Annotated in this window: 24 protein-coding genes; 20 read left to right on the forward strand and 4 right to left on the reverse strand. The window is 46.7% G+C overall.

Annotated elements, in window-relative coordinates; all coding sequences use genetic code 11:
• Positions 1-1,746: a cache domain-containing sensor histidine kinase gene (locus BK127_RS22860; protein WP_076233834.1), complete on the reverse strand. Its 1,746-nt coding sequence runs from the start codon at positions 1,744-1,746 to the stop codon at positions 1-3.
• A 208-nt stretch (positions 1,747-1,954) separates the two neighbouring features.
• Here BK127_RS22860 and BK127_RS22865 point away from each other — a divergent pair, with 208 nt between their 5' ends.
• Complete coding sequence (locus tag BK127_RS22865) at positions 1,955-2,392, forward strand: DUF3052 domain-containing protein (RefSeq protein WP_076233935.1); 438 nt, start codon at positions 1,955-1,957, stop codon at positions 2,390-2,392.
• Positions 2,393-2,413: 21 nt separating this feature from the next.
• Positions 2,414-3,313 (forward strand): NAD(P)-dependent oxidoreductase, encoded by a 900-nt coding sequence (locus BK127_RS22870; protein WP_076233835.1) that lies wholly within the window; start codon positions 2,414-2,416, stop codon positions 3,311-3,313.
• Between the two features lie 94 nt (positions 3,314-3,407).
• On the opposite strand, the gene BK127_RS22875 is transcribed toward BK127_RS22870, so the two are convergent.
• Positions 3,408-4,586, reverse strand: coding sequence for an NAD(P)/FAD-dependent oxidoreductase (locus BK127_RS22875; protein WP_076233836.1), 1,179 nt, complete (start codon positions 4,584-4,586; stop codon positions 3,408-3,410).
• Positions 4,587-4,616: 30 nt separating this feature from the next.
• Positions 4,617-5,060 carry a DUF1641 domain-containing protein gene (locus BK127_RS22880; protein WP_076233837.1) on the reverse strand — a complete coding sequence of 148 codons (444 nt, stop codon included), beginning with the start codon at positions 5,058-5,060 and terminating at the stop codon, positions 4,617-4,619.
• A 350-nt stretch (positions 5,061-5,410) separates the two neighbouring features.
• Between BK127_RS22880 and BK127_RS22885 the strand changes: the two genes are divergently transcribed.
• The 18 genes from BK127_RS22885 to BK127_RS22970 all read left to right on the forward strand — a co-directional run bounded on the left by BK127_RS22885 (position 5,411) and on the right by BK127_RS22970 (position 20,376).
• Positions 5,411-5,629 (forward strand): hypothetical protein, encoded by a 219-nt coding sequence (locus BK127_RS22885; RefSeq protein WP_076233838.1) that lies wholly within the window; start codon positions 5,411-5,413, stop codon positions 5,627-5,629.
• The gene (locus BK127_RS22890; protein WP_076233839.1) at positions 5,626-6,027 is read left to right on the forward strand and encodes an HK97 gp10 family phage protein; all 402 of its coding nucleotides are present in this window, start codon (positions 5,626-5,628) and stop codon (positions 6,025-6,027) included. The genes BK127_RS22885 and BK127_RS22890 overlap by 4 nt, the downstream gene beginning before the upstream one ends.
• Positions 6,024-6,464, forward strand: a complete 441-nt coding sequence (locus BK127_RS22895) for a phage tail terminator family protein (protein ID WP_179097575.1) — start codon at positions 6,024-6,026, stop codon at positions 6,462-6,464. Before BK127_RS22890 ends, BK127_RS22895 begins: the two co-directional genes overlap by 4 nt.
• Positions 6,461-6,670 (forward strand): hypothetical protein, encoded by a 210-nt coding sequence (locus tag BK127_RS22900; RefSeq protein WP_076233841.1) that lies wholly within the window; start codon positions 6,461-6,463, stop codon positions 6,668-6,670. The genes BK127_RS22895 and BK127_RS22900 overlap by 4 nt, the downstream gene beginning before the upstream one ends.
• Complete coding sequence (locus tag BK127_RS22905) at positions 6,671-7,987, forward strand: phage tail sheath family protein (protein ID WP_076233842.1); 1,317 nt, start codon at positions 6,671-6,673, stop codon at positions 7,985-7,987.
• 1 nt (position 7,988) lies between these two features.
• Positions 7,989-8,465 carry a phage tail tube protein gene (locus tag BK127_RS22910; RefSeq protein ID WP_076233843.1) on the forward strand — a complete coding sequence of 159 codons (477 nt, stop codon included), beginning with the start codon at positions 7,989-7,991 and terminating at the stop codon, positions 8,463-8,465.
• Positions 8,466-8,483: 18 nt separating this feature from the next.
• Positions 8,484-8,906 carry a phage tail assembly chaperone gene (locus BK127_RS22915; RefSeq protein ID WP_076233844.1) on the forward strand — a complete coding sequence of 141 codons (423 nt, stop codon included), beginning with the start codon at positions 8,484-8,486 and terminating at the stop codon, positions 8,904-8,906.
• A 242-nt stretch (positions 8,907-9,148) separates the two neighbouring features.
• Positions 9,149-11,665 carry a hypothetical protein gene (locus BK127_RS22920; RefSeq protein ID WP_076233845.1) on the forward strand — a complete coding sequence of 839 codons (2,517 nt, stop codon included), beginning with the start codon at positions 9,149-9,151 and terminating at the stop codon, positions 11,663-11,665.
• The gene (locus BK127_RS22925; protein WP_076233846.1) at positions 11,662-12,387 is read left to right on the forward strand and encodes a LysM peptidoglycan-binding domain-containing protein; all 726 of its coding nucleotides are present in this window, start codon (positions 11,662-11,664) and stop codon (positions 12,385-12,387) included. The genes BK127_RS22920 and BK127_RS22925 overlap by 4 nt, the downstream gene beginning before the upstream one ends.
• Complete coding sequence (locus tag BK127_RS22930) at positions 12,380-13,345, forward strand: XkdQ/YqbQ family protein (RefSeq protein WP_076233847.1); 966 nt, start codon at positions 12,380-12,382, stop codon at positions 13,343-13,345. Before BK127_RS22925 ends, BK127_RS22930 begins: the two co-directional genes overlap by 8 nt.
• Positions 13,345-13,713 (forward strand): DUF2577 domain-containing protein, encoded by a 369-nt coding sequence (locus BK127_RS22935; RefSeq protein ID WP_076233848.1) that lies wholly within the window; start codon positions 13,345-13,347, stop codon positions 13,711-13,713. The genes BK127_RS22930 and BK127_RS22935 overlap by 1 nt, the downstream gene beginning before the upstream one ends.
• Positions 13,710-14,120 carry a DUF2634 domain-containing protein gene (locus BK127_RS22940; RefSeq protein ID WP_076233849.1) on the forward strand — a complete coding sequence of 137 codons (411 nt, stop codon included), beginning with the start codon at positions 13,710-13,712 and terminating at the stop codon, positions 14,118-14,120. Before BK127_RS22935 ends, BK127_RS22940 begins: the two co-directional genes overlap by 4 nt.
• On the forward strand, positions 14,107-15,174 hold the full coding sequence (locus BK127_RS22945; protein ID WP_256711411.1) for a baseplate J/gp47 family protein: 1,068 nt from the start codon (positions 14,107-14,109) through the stop codon (positions 15,172-15,174). Before BK127_RS22940 ends, BK127_RS22945 begins: the two co-directional genes overlap by 14 nt.
• Complete coding sequence (locus BK127_RS22950; RefSeq protein ID WP_076233851.1) at positions 15,167-15,784, forward strand: putative phage tail protein; 618 nt, start codon at positions 15,167-15,169, stop codon at positions 15,782-15,784. Before BK127_RS22945 ends, BK127_RS22950 begins: the two co-directional genes overlap by 8 nt.
• A gap of 1 nt (position 15,785) precedes the next feature.
• Entirely contained in the window at positions 15,786-16,295 is a 510-nt protein-coding gene (locus BK127_RS22955; protein ID WP_076233852.1) for a hypothetical protein, read from the forward strand.
• Positions 16,296-17,420, forward strand: a complete 1,125-nt coding sequence (locus tag BK127_RS22960; RefSeq protein ID WP_076233853.1) for a hypothetical protein — start codon at positions 16,296-16,298, stop codon at positions 17,418-17,420.
• A gap of 112 nt (positions 17,421-17,532) precedes the next feature.
• Positions 17,533-17,958 (forward strand): hypothetical protein, encoded by a 426-nt coding sequence (locus BK127_RS22965; RefSeq protein ID WP_076233854.1) that lies wholly within the window; start codon positions 17,533-17,535, stop codon positions 17,956-17,958.
• A 120-nt stretch (positions 17,959-18,078) separates the two neighbouring features.
• Positions 18,079-20,376 carry a DNRLRE domain-containing protein gene (locus tag BK127_RS22970; RefSeq protein ID WP_144026535.1) on the forward strand — a complete coding sequence of 766 codons (2,298 nt, stop codon included), beginning with the start codon at positions 18,079-18,081 and terminating at the stop codon, positions 20,374-20,376.
• A gap of 191 nt (positions 20,377-20,567) precedes the next feature.
• Here BK127_RS22970 and BK127_RS22975 read toward each other — a convergent pair whose 3' ends face one another.
• Positions 20,568-21,458, reverse strand: a complete 891-nt coding sequence (locus BK127_RS22975) for a tetratricopeptide repeat protein (protein WP_083689502.1) — start codon at positions 21,456-21,458, stop codon at positions 20,568-20,570.
• Positions 21,459-21,472 lie beyond the last annotated feature (14 nt).

The raw sequence follows: 21,472 nt of genomic DNA on the forward strand, positions 1-21,472 counted from the left end.
TTATTCCTCCCATTGGAACGGTAATCGAATGAGCACCGTCATTCCTTTATGTGCATTTTTACGCAGGACGAGCCCGTATGGCTTTCCATACAAAAGCCGGATTCGCTGATGGACGTTGCGAAGCGCGTAACCGCTGCTCTTGTGCCCGAATTCCTGCTTGACGTGGGGATCTTCCCCGGCATAATCGATGCGGCGCAGCACCTGCTCCATCTCTGCTTCGTCCATCCCCAAACCATCGTCCTCCACGGATACGATCAAATCGTCGTTTTCCGTTACTGCTCTGATCCTGATGGTCACTGGCTCGCTGCCCATGCCATGCTCAATGACGTTTTCTACAAGTGGCTGCAGGATCAGCTTGAGCACAAGCACAATTTGCAGTGAAGGATCAATGAAAATTTCCGCACGCAAACGGTCACCGCTGCGCAGCTCCTGAATTTGCAAATAAGCTTCTACAAACCGAACCTCATCTCGCAAATATACAAAAGTCTGGCGTTTATCGACGGTATATCTCAGCAATTTACCCAGATTGGTTACGACATCCGAGAGCGCCAGATGATGATGCTTGACTGCCATCATATTGATCGATTCTAAGGTGTTGTACAGAAAATGGGGATTCATCTGGCTCTGCAGCGCCGATATTTCCGCATCCCGTTCACGCAATTTGGTTTCATACACTGCACGCACGAGACGCTCAATTTCCCCCACCATCCGGTTAAACACTTCGGTCAATTGCCCAATCTCATCATGGGTGGACACGATGGCCCGTTCTTTGAAAAAACCTTTTTTGACCAGCTCCATCTTACTCTGCAAATGCCGGATAGGCTTGACCAACCGATCAGAGGAAAGGACGGCCAGCAGCAGAGCCGCCGCGAGCGATATCAGGGAGATCATCAAGGTGTAGCTCGTGATTTCCTTGGCTTCCTTTCGCAGCTCCGCCAGTGGAATCTGGCCCCATATTTGCAGCCCTGTATATTTGGAGCGGGTAGAAGCGCTTAACAATCCCGGATCGTTCAGATCAGGCTCCGATGTCGAAGCTTGGGGATACAGGATCGTCCCTTTTTGATCATAAATGTACAGCTTGCTGTTATTGCCGAATTGAACCGAGGAAAAGATGTTTTCAAAGCCTTCCGTTTTGAGATCGACCTTGATATAGCCAATTTTGCTATGGGTATAGGGCTCACGAATCAGGCGTGACAAGGATACGACTGTTTTGGGCCCCGAGGTGTAATAGGAGACCGTATGCGGGGGATTAATCGTCAGTCCGCCGTCCTCCAGGATGTCGTCTGCCATCCAGTTATTCGTATCCTGCGACCAATAGTTCATGACGCTCGTATCCGAATTGCTGAACAGGCTGCCGTCGTCGGTGAAGATGAGAATGCTTTCAATTTCGGACCGCTCAAAAGCCATTGAGGAGATAAACAAATTCATTTTAAATTGTTCCTCAGCAGTCAAATAGACCCCTTTCTGATAGGAGCTGCTGTGGTTTTTCAGAATGGCGAGGACGTTTGGATCGTACAGCGGAGACAGGGTCAATCTATCGATCTCCTTCACATACCGGTCCAGATTAATCCGAATTTGATCGACGATCTGCAGTGTGTAATTTTTGGTGCTTTGCTCGACATTCGCCGCGTATTTTGTATACGTGAAAGCGCCGCTGATCATGAACGGTATCGTAATCAGAGCCATGAACAAGATCATAAATTTCGTGCGGAGCGAAAGAAATGTACGGTTAAGATGTACGAGCAAGATCGATCACGTCCCCTATTGGTTTCTTATTTGGAAGGCTGCAGGCATGGGACCCCGGTGTTTTGCTGCTATCGTATCACATAAGTTATTTTTCCGTAATATGGTATGATGAATGAGGTGGATGAAACCGTTGGTTGGGTAAGGCCGCTTGTTACGAATCATTCCATGAGAGGTGACAGAATTGAGTGTAAATCCGCTAATTCAAAAAATGCAATACAAAGACCAGGGGGAGGCCATTCTTGTTATGAATGCCCCTCAGGTGTATGAGGAAGTGATCACACATTTTAAAGGTGAGGTCGACCGGGAGGCTCTTCGCGATTCGTATCCGTTCGTACAGGTATTCGGAATCAGCAATGATACGCTTCAAACAGCCGCTCGACTAGGAGTCGCGGTGCTGGGGGATGACGGCCTCCTATGGCTGTGTTATCCCAAAAAAACATCCAAAGCTTATAAAGGCTCGGACTGCAGCAGGGAGACTGTAGCTGTACTGCTCGCTGATGAGGGATTTGAGCCGGTACGTCAGATCGCGATTGATGAGGATTGGTCTGCACTGCGCTTTCGGCATGTGGATCGAATTAAGAATATGGTTAGAGCGTCTGCTGTAACCGATAAGGGCAAGCAGCGCACCCAAGATAGCCATACATAGAACATACCAAGCTGGAGGGTGATGAAACTGCAACGGATTAGCTTTATTGGGATGGGGGTCATGGGCTCCCGAATGGCGGCACGACTGATTAAAGCCGGATATGAGGTCACTGTGTATAACCGTTCGGCGGATAAGGTAGAGCCGCTGGTACAGCTGGGGGCGAGCCGTGCGGCGACAATTGGGGAAGCTGTAGAGCTAGCAGACGTGATATGTACCTGTCTATCGATGCCGCAGGATGTTCAGGCATTGTATATGGATGAGCAGGGTATCTTTAAACAAGCGAAGTCAGGTGCCATCTGTATGGATTTTACAACCGTCGGTCGCGAGCTGAGTGTGCAGTTAGGTGTGGAGGCGGCATCCTATAAGCTGGTTTACTTGGACACACCTGTGAGCGGCGGCCCGGAAGGTGCAGAGCGAGGTACCTTGACGATCATGGTGGGTGGACAAGCGGATGCCTATGAGCAATGTTTGCCTGTGCTCCAACAATTAGGCTCCAATGTGCAGTATTTGGGCAGCTCGGGCTTGGGCAGCGTAGCCAAGCTGATGAATCAATATTTGGTTGCCACACATACTTTAGCAGCTGCAGAAGCTATGGCAGCAGGCAGTGCCTATGGAATCAACCCCGAGCAGCTGTATCAAATTCTCTCCACAAGCTACGGGGATAGCCGAATGCTGCGACGCCATGTTGAGCAGCATATTCTGGATCGCAGCTTTCAACCCGGGGGCGCTCTGAAGTACCTGCTTAAGGATGTCGGATTGGCTAACCGACTCGTAGCCGAAGCTGGGATAGAAATATCAACCGGAAATCATGTGGAAGCCGTACTGCAAAAGGCTGTGGAGCAGCAGCTGGGGGAGCTGGACATGTCTGCTGTGATCTTGTCTCTGGAGCTGCTAACGGGGACCAAGGTGGAAAGAAAGTAGAGGCACTTTTTTAAATAATCTGTATATATCTGTATAACAAAAAGCCCCTTCACAACAATATGCTGTGGAGAGGCTTGATTGCATAACCAGCTTATTAATAAGCAAGGGCAAACAATCCGTTAATGTGGGACAAGTAACGGGCGTTGCTCGCTTTTTTCATCAAGGAGGCCGGAGTACCTTTTAATTCAATACCGCTTCCACCTACGGAGCCGATACCATCTTTACGGCCAAGGCTTGCCAATGTTCCCGAGAATACAGGGTTGAAGCTATCCATGGTTGTGCCTTTGAAATGAGCTGCGATATTAGCGCCTGCCAGCTCACCCATTTGCCAAGCCAATTGTGCAGTTGGCGGGAAGGGACGACCTTCCGGTCCGAATACGACTGCGCAGTCGCCTGCCAGGAATACATCAGGATGGGAAACGGATTGCAGCGATTCGTTAACCGTTGCACGACCACGATTCACTTCAACTCCACAATTCGCTACCAGCGAGCTGCCTTGTACGCCGCCAGTCCAAACCAATGTATGGGTATCGATGGTTCTTCCGTCTTTGAGGCTTACGGTTGGTCCGTTCACTTCGGTAATCGCAAGGCCCGTCAAGAACTCAACACCGCGATTTTGAAGGCTGATCGTTGCACGCTCAATAAGCTCAGCAGAGAATATTGGCAGAATGCTTGGCATAGCCTCAACCAGATACAGTGAAACGTCTGCGAAATCGACGCCATATTTACGGCAAATGGCCGGCAGCTCATCAGCAAGCTCACCCACCAGTTCAACGCCTGTCAGGCCTCCGCCACCGATAACGAAAGTAGCGTCTGCTTTGTTGTTGGTGCTGCTGTAATTGCGAATGCTTTGCTCCACATGTGCAAATAGACGGTTGGCATCGGCTACGGATTTCAGCGTGAAGCTGTTTTCCTGCAGACCTGGAATACCAAAATAGTTGGTTTCACTGCCCAGTGCGAGCACCAAAGCGTCATAGCTGAACGTTTTGCCACCTAAAAGAAGCACTCTGCGTTCTTCCACATTAATTTCATCAACCGTACCAACCACCACATTGATCTGTTTACCTTTAAGCAGCTTTTCCAATGGCAAAGCTACTGCCTTCTCGGCAACATTGCCTGCAGCAAGACGGTGCAGCTCAGTAATAATTTGGTGCGAGCCCACGCGGTTAATAACGGTAATTTCTGCTTCTTCATGCGTTAGATGGGCACGAGCGGAAAGAGCGCTCAACAAGCCGCCGTAGCCGCCACCCAAGATCAAAATTTGTTTACTCACGTTTATCCTCCATTCTGGCAATAGGTTGTTTTATAGGTGATCTTGCTTTTTTCTTTCGCTTAAAATGTCAAGGTATGCCTGGCTAAAACGAAGCATTTTTTGCAGTTCCGGATCTTTAAGCAGCTTTAGCATGCCAAATAGGCCAATCGTGGCTTCGCTTTGATCAGCGCGATCGTTGGCTTCAATAGCAGCCGATGCGTAACCTTTTACTTTTTCCTCAATTGGTTTGACAACTTCCTGAATGCCGCCTACCATGTCTTGAATCAACACACGGTCGTTGGCTACTTTATTAGCCAAATCATACGTTTTGGTAAGCAGAGTCATCATTTCCGTAAGTCGTGGCAGTTGATCTACCAATACGGTCAATGCCTCTTGTACCTCAGGTTTTAACAATTGATCCAATACATCTGCTTTAACGGTTGCCGGAGCTACTGAAACTTCTTGTTCTGATACTTGAGCAGTGGTTTGTGCCATTCTTTGTTCCTCCTTTATTCATCTGAATTGTTCGCAAGTAGCAATAAACGATATTCCGCGATCTATATGAAATATAATATAGGTTATTATTATATTATCCATTCACTTGTGAAAAAAATCACATAGAAGTTAGAAAGTTTCCGTGTCTAAGCTGCTGCGAACCAAGTAATTGCTAAGCTATATTGTATACCTTATAACGCTGCGAGACAATAGTTTTTTCATCATTTAGTTACAAATTATTCGGTGTTCCTGAAGTTATTGCTGTAAAGGAAATTATGATGCGATTTCTGGTCCATTCTGATGATAAAACCGCCCCTTACGATTGCCACCTATAAGTAAGATGGGAACAAATGTTCTTATTTTTCGTCATTCGTTCAACAGGATGGGGTGAGGGTATTGTGGAGGATGCAGACGTTTGGGTACTGTCGTCGTTAAAGAACAGGACATCACTTCCTACAGTCTTCAGGTTATCTATGGGGCTTGAAGGAGAGATGATCGATGAAAGGTGTGTTATCAACATCACAGAGGCCGGATCGGCGAATACGAAGCTGAAGGTGGACAATCTATGAGCCGCCTTGGTGATTTTGATTTCAGGAAATGGAAGAAGCAGCAGCAGGAGTTACAGAAGCTGAAGCAGTCCTTTTCAGGCTTTGAGGAAAAGTGTATGAAAGAACTGGCTGCAGAGCTACGGGCCAAAGCGGTAGCCCTGACACCGGCGGATGTGGGAAATCTTCGAAAGAGCTGGACTGTTGGACCCGTGCGGAGAACAGGGTCAGACGTTCGAATCGAGGTCAGCAACACGGATCCCAACGCTTCAAATGTCGAATATGGATATCATACGACAAATCTTCATGAGTGGGTTCCAGGCAAGCACATGCTGGCTGTATCCGTGGAACAATTGGAACGCGAGCTGCCGAATATGCTGGAGCAAAAGCTGCAGAAGTTCATAGATCGGTATTGGAGGTGAAGCTTGTGATCAGTGAGGATATCAAAAGCGGCATGCTTGCAAGGCTGGAGGAACTTGAGCCCGGCTATGGAAGGTACAATGAGCAAATGCCTGGAGACGCACAGAAGCCAGCTTTTTTGGTTAGTCTTGTGGATAGTACGCAGCAAAAGGAAATCAACCGGAGATATCGGCGTAGTATGACATTCGCGATCCAATTTTTCCCGGACCCAGGCAGTTTGACGCAGAGAGCGGATTGCCTAAGGATGGGGGAACGATTGTATAGCCAGCTGGAATGCGTCGTATCGGATAACATCCTGTATCGGGGAAGCGGCATGAAGTATGAGGTCGTTGACGAGGAGCTTCAGTTTAATATCAGCTTCAGCATTCGCCTGATCCACGAGCAGGAAACCGTTCCATCTTTGATGGAAACCATTGAGCAGGAGGGACACATACGATGAATACAGAACCAGCTTACGAGGAAGTAAAAGAACCGGGAAGCACAGCAGCGTCGCCTACGTTTACCAAACAGCAGCTCCATGCGGCCAGAAAATATACCGCACAACAAAAGGATATGCTGAGTGCGCTGCTGGAAGAGGATCAGTTGTATACCGAGGCTGAGGTAGATCATATTGTAAATATATTCTTATTGAGGGTGGTGGAGTAAATGGCTGGAGGCACATGGGTTACACAAAATAAAGTAAGACCAGGCACATATATCAATTTCGTCGGTCAAGGTACGCCAGTAGGAGCAGTGGGGGAGCGCGGTATTATGACGATGGCGCTATCGCTCGACTGGGGACCTTCCAAGCAAATCTTGAGTATTACCAATGGTGAGGATGTATCCGCCCTGCTGGGCTATGATATCACTTCATCGCAAATGCTGCTGCTTCGCGAAGCATTCAAGAGAGCGAGAACCGTGCTGCTGTATCGGTTGAACAATGGTACCAAAGCTGCTGTCACATCAGGGAACCTGACGGCGACGGCGAAGCACGGAGGACTGCGTGGTAATGACTTGACGGTGGTTATCCAGACTAATGTCGATGACAATGACAAGTTCGATGTGAAAACATTGCTTGCAGGTGTGGAGAAAAACATCCAGACCGTGTCCAGCATCGCAGGGCTCGTCAGCAATGATTGGATCGTATTTAGCGGAACAGGTACGTTGGCTGCTACTGCAGGTGCTCCGTTGGTCGGTGGCGCAGATGGAACAATAACCAATGCTGATCACATCGACTATATGGCTGCGGTTGAACTGCAGGATTTTAATACAGTGGCTTACCCGGGAACGGCGAATGACCTGAAAGCTCTATATGCGGCATTCATCAAACGTCTGCGTGATGTTGAAGGTAAAAAAGTTCAATTCGTTACGGAAAATTACGCGTCTGCTAACCATGAAGGCGTAATTAGCGTCAAAAATGGGGTCAAGCTTTCCGATGGTACAAGCCTTACGGCAGCCCAGGCTTCCGTGTGGGTAGCGGCGGCAACTGCAGCGGCACAGATGAGCCAATCACTTACCTACGATGCTTACGATGATGCGGTGGATGTCGGCACTCGATATACGAACGCACAGATTGAAGCGGCGATTATTGCGGGCGAATTCCTGTTCACACCGAATCAGGGCAAAACCAAGGTTGAGGTCGATCTGAATACGTTCACAGGCTATACACCTGACAAAGGTAAACCGTTCTCCAAGAATCGAGTGATTCGTGTACTGGACGGTATCGCGAACGATTTCAAAAAAATATTTGATCTATATTACGGTGGTAAGATTGATAATAACGCGGACGGACGGGATCTGCTGTGGAATGAGTACATTACTTATCTCAAAACTTTGGAAGGCCTTAATGCTCTGCAAAACGTCAATTCGGCAACGGATGTAAAAATTATTCAAGGTACGGATGCTGATAGTGTATATGTGGAAGTAGCCGTTCAACCTGTGGACAGCATTGAAAAAGTATATATGAAAGTGAGCGTGAGCTAATATGGCATTTTTAAATGCGCGCGATACGATTTCAGGTCAAGAAGGAACAGCGTATGCAATGATTCCGAACGCGTCCGGCAAAATGGATTCCGAAGAAATGTTCTACGTGAAAAAGCTTGAAGCAAAGGTTGAGAAGGAAAAAACCGATATCAAGACACTTGGCCGTCGTGGAACCCAGCATAAGGCCAATGGTTGGAAGGGTACCGGATCGATGACGATTTATTATGTGACATCGGTATTTCGCCAGATGATGTACGAGTATATCGATTCAGGTAAAGACATCTATTTTGACATTAAGGTGACCAATGATGATCCGGCATCAACTGCTGGCAAACAAACAGTCGTGCTCAAGAACGTTAATCTGGACAGTGTGATTATGGCATCCCTGGATACGGATTCTACGGCTTTGGAGGAAGAGGTTTCCTTTACCTTTGATGGTGTGGAAATTAAAGATCCATTTACTGTTTTGAAAAAATAACATCAACGGAGGTTAACCATGAGTGATTTAAGCGCATTTTACGCACAAAATGCCGGAACCGTGACAATAGAGGACTTTGTGGTTTCGACTCGATTTAAGGATAAGGACGGAAGTCCTCTAGCCTGGCAGCTTTGCGGCATGACGGAAGCGCAGAACGAAGAGATTCGGGCAGCAGCAACCAAGCGTGTTCAGGTTAAAAAGGGAGTAACGGTTCCGGAAACCAATCCGAATGAATACATGGCCAAGCTTGTTGTTGCAAGTGTGGCATTCCCTAACCTGAAGGATGCCAGCTTGCAGGAGTCGTATGGCGTTCGCGGAGCGGAGGATCTGCTGCGGAAGATGCTCTTGCCTGGTGAATACAGCTCGCTAGCCGAGAAGGTGCAGCAAATCAACGGCTTTGACAAGGATATGAATGAGCTGGTTGACGAAGTAAAAAACTAATCAAGGAGGGCGATGGCGAGGCTAATTATGCTTACTACGCCCTTCACGAGCTTAACATTTTGCCGCATCATCTGGTCAAGATGAAGCGCCGTGAAAAAGCGGCAATCTACGCGATGATTGATGTGCGGATCGAAGCTGAAAAGAGTCGCTCCAAAAAATGAAAACGGTAAAGTGCGGAAGGGAAAAGCGCCTGCAGTCGGGTGCTTTTTTCTATTTACGTTTTGAGGAAAGGAGGAATGAAAATGGCTACCATTAGTGCTAGCTTGCAATTGTTTGACCAATTCACTACTACATTGGATAAAGCCGAGCGTGGTATCAATTCAGTCATCACGGCCGCAGAACGTCTGAAAAGAGAGTTATCGGCAACGATCACGCTCAATATGAGCGCAACAGATGCATTGACGGAAATCAACAAAGTGAAGCATCAGATCCATACGATAAATAGTACAGCTCCTATTCTGATCATTCTAGACGACTCTGATGTGGCTTGGCAAATACCTTTAATTAAAGGCAATGTAGAAAGGGGTTTATCCCACGTTTTGGCTAAGGTGGTGCTGGCTAGCTTCGATGCAATAGAAGATGCTAAGAGGCTTAGTTCACGTCTGGAAGGTCATCTGAAGCTGCCCAAGATCAAAGTAGACATGAATGTTTCAGCTGTAGTGGGGAAAATTGCTTCACTGAAGACACTTCTGGTAGGAGTAACGGGGGGTCTTCTGAAGATAGAAATCGGTTTGAACTCGGCAGAGGTCATTGCGGAAGCCGTGCATCTGCGGCAGCGGATTATTACTGCTATTGGCACGATTCAGGCTGATATTCAGGTCACGCTGCCTACTGCACTTACAGACCTGCTTCAGAATATTAGGAAGCTGGTGTTGTTGCTTCTTTTGGGTATCCGCAAACTGCTTAAAAGCAGCTTACCCCCCGGTCCGCCTAAACCGCCCCCACCCCCGCCGGGATCTTCATCCGGTGCTCCTTCAGATGGAGGGAAATCAGAGGGACTGCTTGGCAGACTGCGCGGTATTGCTGCAGAGTATCTGAACATTGCCAATGCCCAGAAGCTGCTTGAGGCGACACTTGGAGCCGCGATGAAGCAGGGGGATATGGAGGCAATGTTCAAGGCGCGGACAGGTAATGATCAGGTTGGCACCGCGATGTTCCAGCATTTCAAGGAACGTGCTATGCAGGCTGGCGAAGACGTTAACGAATCTTTAAAAAATACGCTCGCTTTCTTTCCAATGACACAGAATACGGATCAATTGGACAAGCTGCATGATCTTACCTTATATCTTGGGGATACGAATGGGAAAGGTAAAACCAGTGAAGATGCGGTCGATGCCTTAAAGAGTGCAATGAAAGGCGATACCGGCGCATTAAGCGATGACTTTAATATTCCAGAGTCGGTCCTTAAGAAATTCAAAATTGAGGATTTGGCCAAACAGAATAAGATGCCGGAGTTTTTGACGGCTCTCGAAAAAGCGATGGACAGCCAAAACATGGGTAAGGCTGCCTACGATAAAATAGGTGCAAGCCCCGGTAAACAGTTTGGAGATTTAAAAACCAATGCGACTACAGCAATGGCCAATTCAGGCACGCAGGCATTGAATACGATAGCACCGGTTATTGAAATGCTTAACAAAGCTTTTGAAGATAAGAAATTTCAACCATTTTTTGATGGTTTGTCTATCGGGTTGAACATGGCTGCCCAAGGCGTTGCTTTTCTGGTCAACCAAGCCATGTGGCTGTGGGGAGTGATGCAGGCGAATTGGCCGATTGTGCGCAGCATTCTTTTGGGGATAGCGATGGTCATTAGCGGCGTGGTTGTGGCAGCGCTTATCGAAATGGCGGTAGCCTGGCTAACCGCGGCCTGGCCAATTCTACTGATTGCCGCGATTGTTGTTGGTCTTATGTTGGTATTACAGCAATTCGGAGTCACGACAGAGCAGATCATAGGCGCGATTATCGGTTTCTTTTATGCTTTATATGCAGGAATATATAATTACATCGCTTTGTTATGGAATGTGTTCGCGAGCTTCGTAGAATATTTATACAATATTTTCATTGATCCCTTGTATGCCATCCAAAGCTTATTCTATGAACTGGCTATGGTTGTCCTCAATTATTTGGATGTGATGACACGCAGTGTGGAGGGATTTACGCAGTCTTTTTATCGAATGATGGCTGAAGCAGCCAATGCAGTTATTGGGGTCTGGAATGATCTGGGCGGGGCGTTCAATAAATTTTTTGGCACGCAAACATTTCAGCCGGTTACCCCTTTTGATATTGAAAATATTAAAGGTGCTAATAGTGTGGTCAAAGGACTTATGTCCAGCTTGCAAAAACCGACAACTACCAAGGACGTGCTGAAGCTTACACGTATGGATATGTTGGACCCGGTTGCTATGGCCCAACAGGGATATAGTGTGGGTGTCGATCTGGTTGGTAATATGAAGGCAATGGAAATGCCCAAGGCAGACCAGAACTTGTTGAGTGGCTGGAATACGAATCATAAAGCCAATATTGGCAAGGTGGATACGGTTGGTAACATCGAGGATACGGTCGATATTTCGTCAGAGGATTTGAAGGTGATGCGGGACATCGCAGAAATGCAGAGTATCCAGAACTTTGTCTCCTTGACCCCTACGGTTCAGGTGCAGACTGGAGATATCAACAATGGTGCCGATGTGCACGACATTATCAAGCGTATCGGGGATCATCTGGAGGAGCAGTTTACTTCATCAGCGAAGGGGACCTATACATGATAACGGCTGGAGGATATGGGATTGAACTCAGCTTCAGTAACTACGCCGACTCTTTTTTGATCCCAGTTAATCCCGATACGATTGAGATTAAGGAAAGCGGTGATGGCAAGTCTTATACGGTAGCGGGATTGGGTGAAATTAATGTGATTAAAGCGCCCAAGCTGACTGAAATAAGCTTTTCCGGGATATTCCCGGCGTATCGTTATCCATTTGTGATTGTAAAAGAGGACGAGCGTCTGGAGCCGCAGCATTATCTGGAGAAAATCAGGCAATGGCGAGAAAGAAAGCGACCTATCCGGTTTCATGCTGTCAGCAGTACCTATGTCATTGATATGCCGATGAGCATTGAACGCTTCGAGTGGAAGGAAGAAGCAGGCTCTCCAGGAGATATTCAATACCAGCTATCGCTCAAAAAGTATGCCTTTTATGCGGCCAAGAAGGTCACGATTGTTCCGAAAGTGGATAGCACAGGTACATCTTCGGAGCAGGAGGATAGCGTTCAACTGCAGAGCGATGAGCCTCCGCGTCCTGATGAGCGGGAAGTCCCCGACACGTATGTATTAAGGAAAGGTGAAGGGTTATGGAGTGCCGCACAGCGAGTATGGGGCGATGGTTCGAGATATCCGGAGATACAGGAGTATAACGGTATTCCCGATGCCGATTTAAGGAGGCTGCCGATAGGACTCGTACTTAAAATACCTGGAGGAGAAGCCGATGCTTGAGGTGATGATTGATAATAAAAACGGAAACATATGGGACATTGCGGATCTGGTCTCGAATGTCACCTGGAAAACAAGCCGGATCGGTAAAGCTGGTAGTCTTGACTTTACATTTGTTAAGGGAGCTATTTATCAGAATAAAGACTTTCGAATAGAAAATGGGGATATCGTCCGCGTTCGTAAAGACGGCATGAACGTATTTTACGGATACGTTTTTAAAATCGATAGCGGGCAGGATGAGGATGTGAAGGTCACTGCCTATGACCAGCTCCGATATTTGCTGTTTAATGATACCCTTATATTTTCAGCCAAGACTGCCTCAGAAATTGTTCAGATGATCGCACGCAAATATAATCTGAAGACAGGGCAACTGGATGAGTCCAATTATGTCATTCCTACAATGGCGGAGGACAACACCAAGCTGATGGATATGATCTGTAAGGCATTGGATTTAACCCTGGTCTCCACAGGTCGTATCTATGTCTTGTTTGATGATTTTGGCCAAATGGCTTTGCGGGATGTGACGACGATGCTGCTTGATTTTTCGCTTGGCGAGGGGGGCTTAATGACGGACTATTCCTTCAGCCGCTCTATTGATAACGAAACGTACAATCGGATCGAGCTGGTGCGGGCTGGCAAAGAACCGGAGGACCGCGTGCGTGGACTGGAAGATCCCGGCAACATTGCCAAATGGGGGCGCCTGCAGCTTCATCAAAAAGTCGATGATGGCTTGAACGAGGCGCAGATCAATGAACGTCTGTCCAATTTGCTGAAGCTTAAGAACCGTGAGCAGAAAACGCTTAGTATTGAGGAAATCGGAAATGTTCGCGTTCGTGCAGGATGTCTGGCTCCCGTATTTATTGAATCACTGGGCTTATCGCAGTTTATGCTGGTAGAGGAATGTGTACACAAATTTGAAGGTGATGATCACACCATGTCGCTGGAAATGAAGGTGTTTTGATGGATCGAATACTGAATATTATTAAGCAGGCGGGATCGGGTGCGGTTGAGGCAGGCAATCCGGTCAATATTCTGTTCGGTAATGTAACGAGCTCTAATCCTCTTGAAGTGAACGTGGAACAGCGTTTCACGTTATCGGAGGATTTTTTAATTATCCCGGAAAGTCTGTCAGCGTTCACGATTGAATTGAATCATCAGCATAGCTATCAGGACTCAGGTGCTGGCGGCGATGGAACGCGAAGTACGGACACGGCACTGATGGAGCCCATTGTTATCCGACGTGGTTTGGAAGCAGGAGATAAGGTGCTGCTGGTCAGGATGCAGGGAGGACAGCAATTTATTGTCCTGGATCGGGTGGTGCAGCCATGATTCCACAAGGCGGTCAGTTATCCACGGCAAAGGTTACGAAGGTCGTACAGCAGCCGAGCCGAACCTACAGGCTTGATGTGGCGACAGGCCGCATCATGGGCATGATCGATGGATTAGAGTCGATCCAGCAGACAGTCTATCAAATTCTGCAGACGGAGAGATTCGAGCATCTTATCTATAGCACAAATTATGGTTTTGAAAATAGCAATAGGACAGATAACGACTCTCTATTTTTTGAGTCGAGGATCACTCGCCTGATTCGGGAGGCACTCATGCAGGATGATCGAATACGCGATGTTCAGGACTGGCAGGTGTTAATTAAGGGCGATGAGGCTGTAGTAACCTTCACAGTAATCAGCAAGCAAGGCAATTTTCGTGTTTCGAAAGAGGTGAATGCACTTGTATGAAAATCAATCTTTCCCTGCAATTATGGCACGTATGCTCGCGGTTGTGCCCTCTGATGTAGATAAGCGGGAGGGGAGTATTGTGTATACCGCATTGGCACCGGCTGCTGTGGAGCTGGCTAATATGTATATCGAGCTGGATATCAATCTACGTCAGGCTTCTGCACAAACGGCTACCGGTATGTACCTTGATCTAAGAACTGCCGATTATGGTGTTACCCGAAGACCAGCGGCGAAGGCGGTTCATAAGGGTTTATTTGTTAATGGTAATGGGAGTCCCTTTGATGTCCCTCTAGGGAGTCGGTACTCGGCTGGCAAGCTGAATTTTGTTGTAACCGAAAAAATCACGGTAGGACAATTCCAATTGCAATGTGAATTGGCGGGCTCCGTCGGAAATGCGGTTACGGGTGCGCTGCTGCCAATCGATTATATATCCGGTTTGGCTGCTGTTACTATTTCGGAGCTCCTTATTCCGGGTACAGACATTCAAACAGATGAAGAACTGCGCAAGGAATATTTGACTACCGTTCGGGAACCGTCAACAAGCGGCAATAAGGCTGATTACCGGAATTGGGCGTTGCAGGTAGCTGGTGTAGGAGATGCTGCGGTTAAGCCCTTATGGGATGGTCCGGGTACGGTTAAGCTGTATGTGATTGATGCCGATCAGCAGCCTGCTTCTATTCAGCTGGTTGAGGAGGTCCAGAACTACATCTCGCCGGAAGCAGGGATGGGGGATGGCAAGGCACCGATCGGAGCTGCGGTGACGGTAGTAGCGGCAGCTGGTATTGACATTGATGTAACGGCCGAGGTTGTACTCAACGGTACCCGTACACTTTCGCAGGTGGCAGCTGACTTTGGAACTGATTTAACAGCTTACCTGAAGAGTCTAACCTTTGGGATTGACCCTTCTGTTAAATATGTGCGTATTGGTGCGCTGCTGCTGGATTCAGCCGGTGTGCAGGATTATTCAAACCTTCTGGTTAATGGCGGGACATCTAACATCTCTATACATCTGGGTGAAGTAGCCGTAAAAGGTACGGTGATACTGGATGAGTGAGTTTACGATTGCATCGGCAGCTGGCCAGCGAATGCTTGATCTTCTTCCTTCTTATTATGAAAAGGTTCGTGAAACACGCGTTGTGATGGAAGCCGAAGGGAAACAACTCGATCTCCTGACAGCAGATGTGGGCGATGTTCTCAATCAGTTTTTTGTGGAAACGGCAACGTGGGGGTTGGATCGGTGGGAGTCGGAGTTGGGGCTCCCTTCTTATCAGAGTAAACCCATCGACCAGCGTCGAAGCGTTATCAAATCCAAGCTTCTGGGTGTAGGCACAGTAACGAAAGGCATGATACAAAGAGTCGCGGAGTCTTATGACCATGGAGAAGTCGATGTGTATCAGGAAGATGCTTTGTACACAGTATTTGTCCATTTTATAAGTACACGAGGCGTACCGCCAAACCTATCGGATATTCAGAAGGCTATACAGGAAATTTCTCCTGCACATCTGGCAATCCACTTTAAATTTACGTATTTGACCTGGGATGAGTTGGATGGGCTTGACTTGAGATGGAATGGCGTGGAAGAACTGGAACTAACTTGGAATGAGTTTGAAGTATATGGTGGATATAGTGAACCCAATGGAATTTGTTTGAGAGGAGCTGAATAGCATGGCATTTACATTTCCGAAAGATAGCACCAATAAAGCAGGAGCGGTTCGAGCAACTACAGATGGGAACAATTTCTATGTGCCAGCTGTTATTTTTGGACCGGATGGGATGAATGCGATAAGTACAACAAATCCGGCACCTACCCGATCAATGAGTGTAAACACCGAATTAGTTGCTAACGCTACACTTTCTTGGGACGGCATCAAATTGTTCGATACGTTACCTGTCCCAGTGACTATGGCGTCTGCAATATTCATCAAGATCGATAACAGCAACCAAAGCAAGGATCTGACGGTTACAGTGGAGCTGGAAGTAACAACTGGAGTTTGGCTGCAATGGTATGACGCGGGCGGATATGAAATTTCTTTTACGGTAGCTGGCAGCTCGAAGAGAGTTTACGGAGGATTTCCCCCTTTTTCAAAGTATCTTCGTGCCCGACTGAAGTTCACGGCGGCGAAAGCCCCGATAACAGGTACGCATACCATTGTACAAGTTCAGGAGGTGGCGTAAATGGCGTTTGGCGGATTCAGTAGTTCCAGCAATCAACATTTAGGCAAATCAGCTGTAACCATTGCGCCTCATGACGCCACGTGGGATTCCAAGAAAAAGGCGGATATTGTGCTTACCGGTGTTGATGACCAGAATAGGATTAACGAGGTAATCCAGACCTTATGCACAAACCCTGCCGCCTCCTTCGGAAGTTGGAAAACGTCTGCTCTTCATTTTACAGAGGGGCAGATTAACCTGAGTGGATCGATTTTTGTAACGGATGCGCTCAACATTTCGGGAATGGGCAATAACACTATATTTAGACTGCAAAACGGTGCTCATATCGATATGTTTACACATTCAGGTTATGCAGCAAATGAAACGATCTATAAATTAGCTTTTCGAAATTTTCTCATTGATGGGAATTATGCGAATAATACGGGGACTCCATACGCAGGTATCAAGCTACGTCCACAAGAATATGTGATTGAGAATCTATGGGTAACGAACTGCTATAGCGGTTTAACCTTATATGGGGAAAACACGTACGGCGGTTTTATACAAAATTGCATGATTCAAAATAATTTCAATTATGGATTAGGCGTGGGTGGAGATTCCATAGTAATTGGTTGTGGGATTGGTGGAAATGGTAAAGACCCATCAGCGGAGTGGCTATTCGGTACATCGGGACTCCTTATTTCTGGCTGGAACACACAGGTTAGTTCCTGCCACTTTGCCGATAATCTGTTGGATATATTCTCTCATTGGTCTGCGTACAATCAAATCCAAACCTGTGTATTTGAGGCGGGTCGCAAGGAATGCATCAGATTGGAAGGACGAGTATGGGGTTGTACCATTACTGGCAATCGCTTTGGTGGAAGAAAGGCTGCTGTATCCAGCAATGCACATGATTGTGTGACTATAAAATATATAGACCCCTCCGAGAAGGCTTATGGAAATATTATTTCCAATAATAGTTTTACATGCTATGAGTCGGGGGATGTAGGCTACAACTACTGCGTAGTGGAGAGCGAAAATTGCGATCATAATTTAATTACGAACAATATTTTTATGAATGGGTATGCTCAAGCCTCCCCTGTTCATCAAGTAGGTGAAAACACAGTTATAGATACAAATATCAATTAATTTGGATAGCTGATGGTTGTAGGATGCTTGCAAGCACCTATCAATCGGTTTTTTACGATATAAAGAAGCTGCGCAAGTGTACGATTTTACATTAGAAAGGAATGACCTGACTATGCCCGATACAACGCCTAACTTAGGCTTAAAAAAGCCGTTAGGGAATGAAAATGTGAGCCGAGCAGCCTACAATGAAAACCTGGACATTATCGATGCAAGTGCGGCCAGGAAAACAGATTTGATTGCCCATCAAAATGCAGCTGACCCCCATCCACAATATGCGACAGACACGGATCTGGCAGCGCATGCTACGGAAAACAATGTCCATGGAGCCACATCATCATCAGCTGCTGGCATGATAGTAGCTCGAGATTCATTTGGACGTGCCCAGGTTTCAGCTCCATCTGCAGCGGCGGATATCGCAAGGAAAGTAGATGTTGATGTGATCCGAGCAGACGCTACCAAGGTCAGTGTCATGGAAGTAAGAACCTCTGACCCTGTGAGTCCTGTAGTTGGACAGCATTGGTTTAGAAGTGATTTGTAATTGGCCTGAATTCTAGATTTTATTGACCTGGAATTTCTAATACTTGTATGCAAGGACTAGCTTACTTACTCTGATGTTAAGCTGGTTTGGTATTTAGATGAAGTGTGGAGGTGAGTAAAAGTGGCAATAATTAATTGCCTAAGTATCGCAGATACGTATACCAACAATCAATTTTCAACAACTGTAAACGTAAATTACGGTTCCTCGTGGCTCATCCCTCTAGATTCCCATTGCAGAGGGTTTATAAAATTTGATCTATCTGGAATACCTGCGGGTTCCGTTATAAACAGTGCATCCATTGTCTTGACTCCTTATCAAACAATAACAGGTGGAGTAAACTGGGGAATGAGTTTAGCGGACGCTAATCGTCCTTGGGATGAGTTTACCATAACTGCCAACAATGCATCTGTTGGCTATAACAATCCGTTAAGTTGGTATGCACTTATAACATACCCTGCAAATCAGTCAATTACAATTAGTGATGTTACTGTAAAGACTTGGGTGAATCTGTGGGTAAACCACTCTTCAACCAATCCAAATTATGGAATAGTGCTTTCTTGGTTTTTGGGTTATCTTACTTTCTTTACCAGAGAATGTTCCAGTAATGGATATCCTGCAAGTTATGCGCCATATATAGTTGTAGATTACACGCCGCCAAATACTGCGCCTAACCCACCTGTAATTACAACTCCAAACTGGAACATATTCGGAACATCCAGTCCTACATTTACTTGGAATTTTAATGATCCGGACTCAGGTGATTATCAGACGGCATATTGGGTTGACCTCTATGGAGCAGACAATGCAACACTTATTAGTAGCACAGGATGGATAGCATCAGGAGCAGGTTATCACACCATTACAGGTGTGGGGGACGGTAACTATCATTTTAGGGTGTACACACGAGATAAACAAGGTGTACAATCCACCTATAGCGTTATAGGATTTCAGGTAGATACAGCGCCACCAACAATAACATCTGTACAAGGGACAACCTATCAAAGCATCACACCTAACTCCACCTTTAGAGTACACGCATATGGGGTATCTGACAATATTGCAGGTGTGTCTATGGTTCGTTTCCCGACCGCAGGGCCGGGATATGACTTCCAATGGAGAGACGGAAGTCATGCAGGTGGCGGGACTTGGTACTGTGATATTCCAATTAGTGCTTACAACAATAATGAGGGGACTTATACCACACATGTTTACACGTACGATGCCGTAGGCAACAGTGCAATGGTGGGACAAATCCTAACCTATGCAGACAGAACCCCACCGACCTTAGGCAATCCGAGCCCACAGCAGTATACAACAGGAACTTCAGCAACCGTATATGTGGACGGAGTGACAGATAGTGGCACAGGTATCAATAGGGTCCAGGTATATCAGGTACGCCCCGATGGGTCCTATTATGATATAGGAAATGCTTCAGCTGTTGAGGGAAACCGTTACTCTATCAATGTGTTGAATATAAATGTTGAGGGCAACTGGCAGTTTCATTTCCGTGCATACGATAATGCTGGAAACGCTGCACTTGGTGGAAGCTACGTAGCTGCTTATGTAATGCGCGATACGACTGCTCCAGTTATCGGAAATGGAGACGGAGATCGGTACTCTAATCAAAACTCGGGTGTTATCCGTCATACCATAACGAATGTTGCAGATGCCACGTCTGGAGTTGCCCGAGTCGGTGTTTTTTATAGAAAATCAACCGATAACGGTGCAACATGGGGAGTTTGGAGTACTGAACTGGCGGCTGTCAGTAGTGGATCTAACTGGTACTACGATATTCCTATTAATGGAGATGGCAAATATCAGGTAGATTTCCGGGCGTATGACCGTGCTAATAACGTTTCTAATAACAATAGTCCATACACGATGTACACAACCATCGATTCAGCTTTGTCATCTGATCCCAACCCTCAAGTCATCTATGGGACAACAAGCGCGAGCTTTACTTGGAATGCATTCTCTGATCCGAGTCCGTCCTCGGGTCGGAAAACGACAAATTTCACTTTAGGAGAATGGAACGGATCGGCTTATTTGGGAACCCCTCTTTTTCAATCAGCCGATGTAGGTAATGTTCTCTCCAAGACAGTGACCGGACTTATTCCTGGAAAGCGTTATCGGTATACTGTATCTTACACCGATAATTCTAATAATATCGGTTCTTTTACGTACAAGGAGTTTATTACCAAAAAGCAAATCGGTACCAGTAAATTGAAGACAGCAAGCGGAGGTGTGATTAATCTGCCCATTTACGCTTTGTCCTCAGGTGTGCTGGGATCTAAAGCGTGTCGTGTGGCTGTTGCTGGAGGTACTATAGGATGCTATGAGCTTGTATTGCCAACGGACCCAAATGCAAGTGCGAAACGGATTTATACATCACAAGGCACTTATGCAATTGCTAAGTAGTTATAATCTCTAAATGGCCAGAAACAGTTTCGATCATTAATGTACTTGGATTTACGTATTCACTTTTTGGTATACGGAATGCTTATTGCTGTAGATTTAGTGCCAATGAGCGCAATCAAAAGGAGGAGATGTCCCTCAAGCAGCCAAGCTGCTGGTGACATCTCCTTTTCACGTCATAAGTAACTCGCGATTTATGATTGTTTTCTAAAAATCGATCGCCAGCCGAACACCTTGGCTTTAACCAGGAGCTTGCTCGTCCAATGCGAGAGGACATGCAGCACGATGAATAGGAGTATCAACGGTTTGAATAGAAGCCAGGCGACGACCCAGGTGAGGAAGATTTGCCACGGCTTCATCTTTTTGATAAATGAGGGCAAAAGAAGTAAGCGGTAAAACCAATAGCTTTTTTGCAGGCTTTTCAGGTATTCCCGGCGGATCTGTGCATCTGTGGGATCGAGTCTTATTGCATTTTTCAAATACTCCTGTTCTTTATCGTAGTCGCCTCTTTTTTCAGCGGCCCAGGCCAGATAGAGAAAGGTTTGATCGTGATCCGGGTTCTGGAACAAGGCGGCTTGCTCAGATGCCAGCGAAGCCTGAAAATTGCGGGCATTGGCATGCAGATAGCTGTCACCAGCCAAGTACAAGGAGTTGTCGGGAGCCAACTGCAGCGCTTGGTCCAGTTCCTCCCTCGCTTGCTGAAGCTTGCCCTTTTTGTGATACAAATTAAAGCTGAGGAACAAATAATGGCTTTCATAGGGATCGATACGCTGCGCTTCCTTGACCGCCTGCAAATACTCCTTTTCCTTACCCTGGGAATATAAAACAATGACACGCACGAACCAGCCGATTTTATTCTCGGGGTCATATTTCAGAGATTCTGCCGACCAATGCAGGGCTTTGTCATACTTACCGGATTTCATATAGATTTGGGCAAGCATCCCATAAGCATTGGCATTGTCGGGCTCCTCCCTGAGCCACTGCTCGGCCTCAGAAATCGCTTCGTCAAAGCGTCTCCAGTTCGTCAGCTGAAACACCCGGGTCATATGGTCAGATTGCTCATAACGCAAGGACACCGCAATCACCTGCAGCCTTCTTC

It is taken from the genome of Paenibacillus sp. FSL H7-0331 (assembly GCF_001956045.1).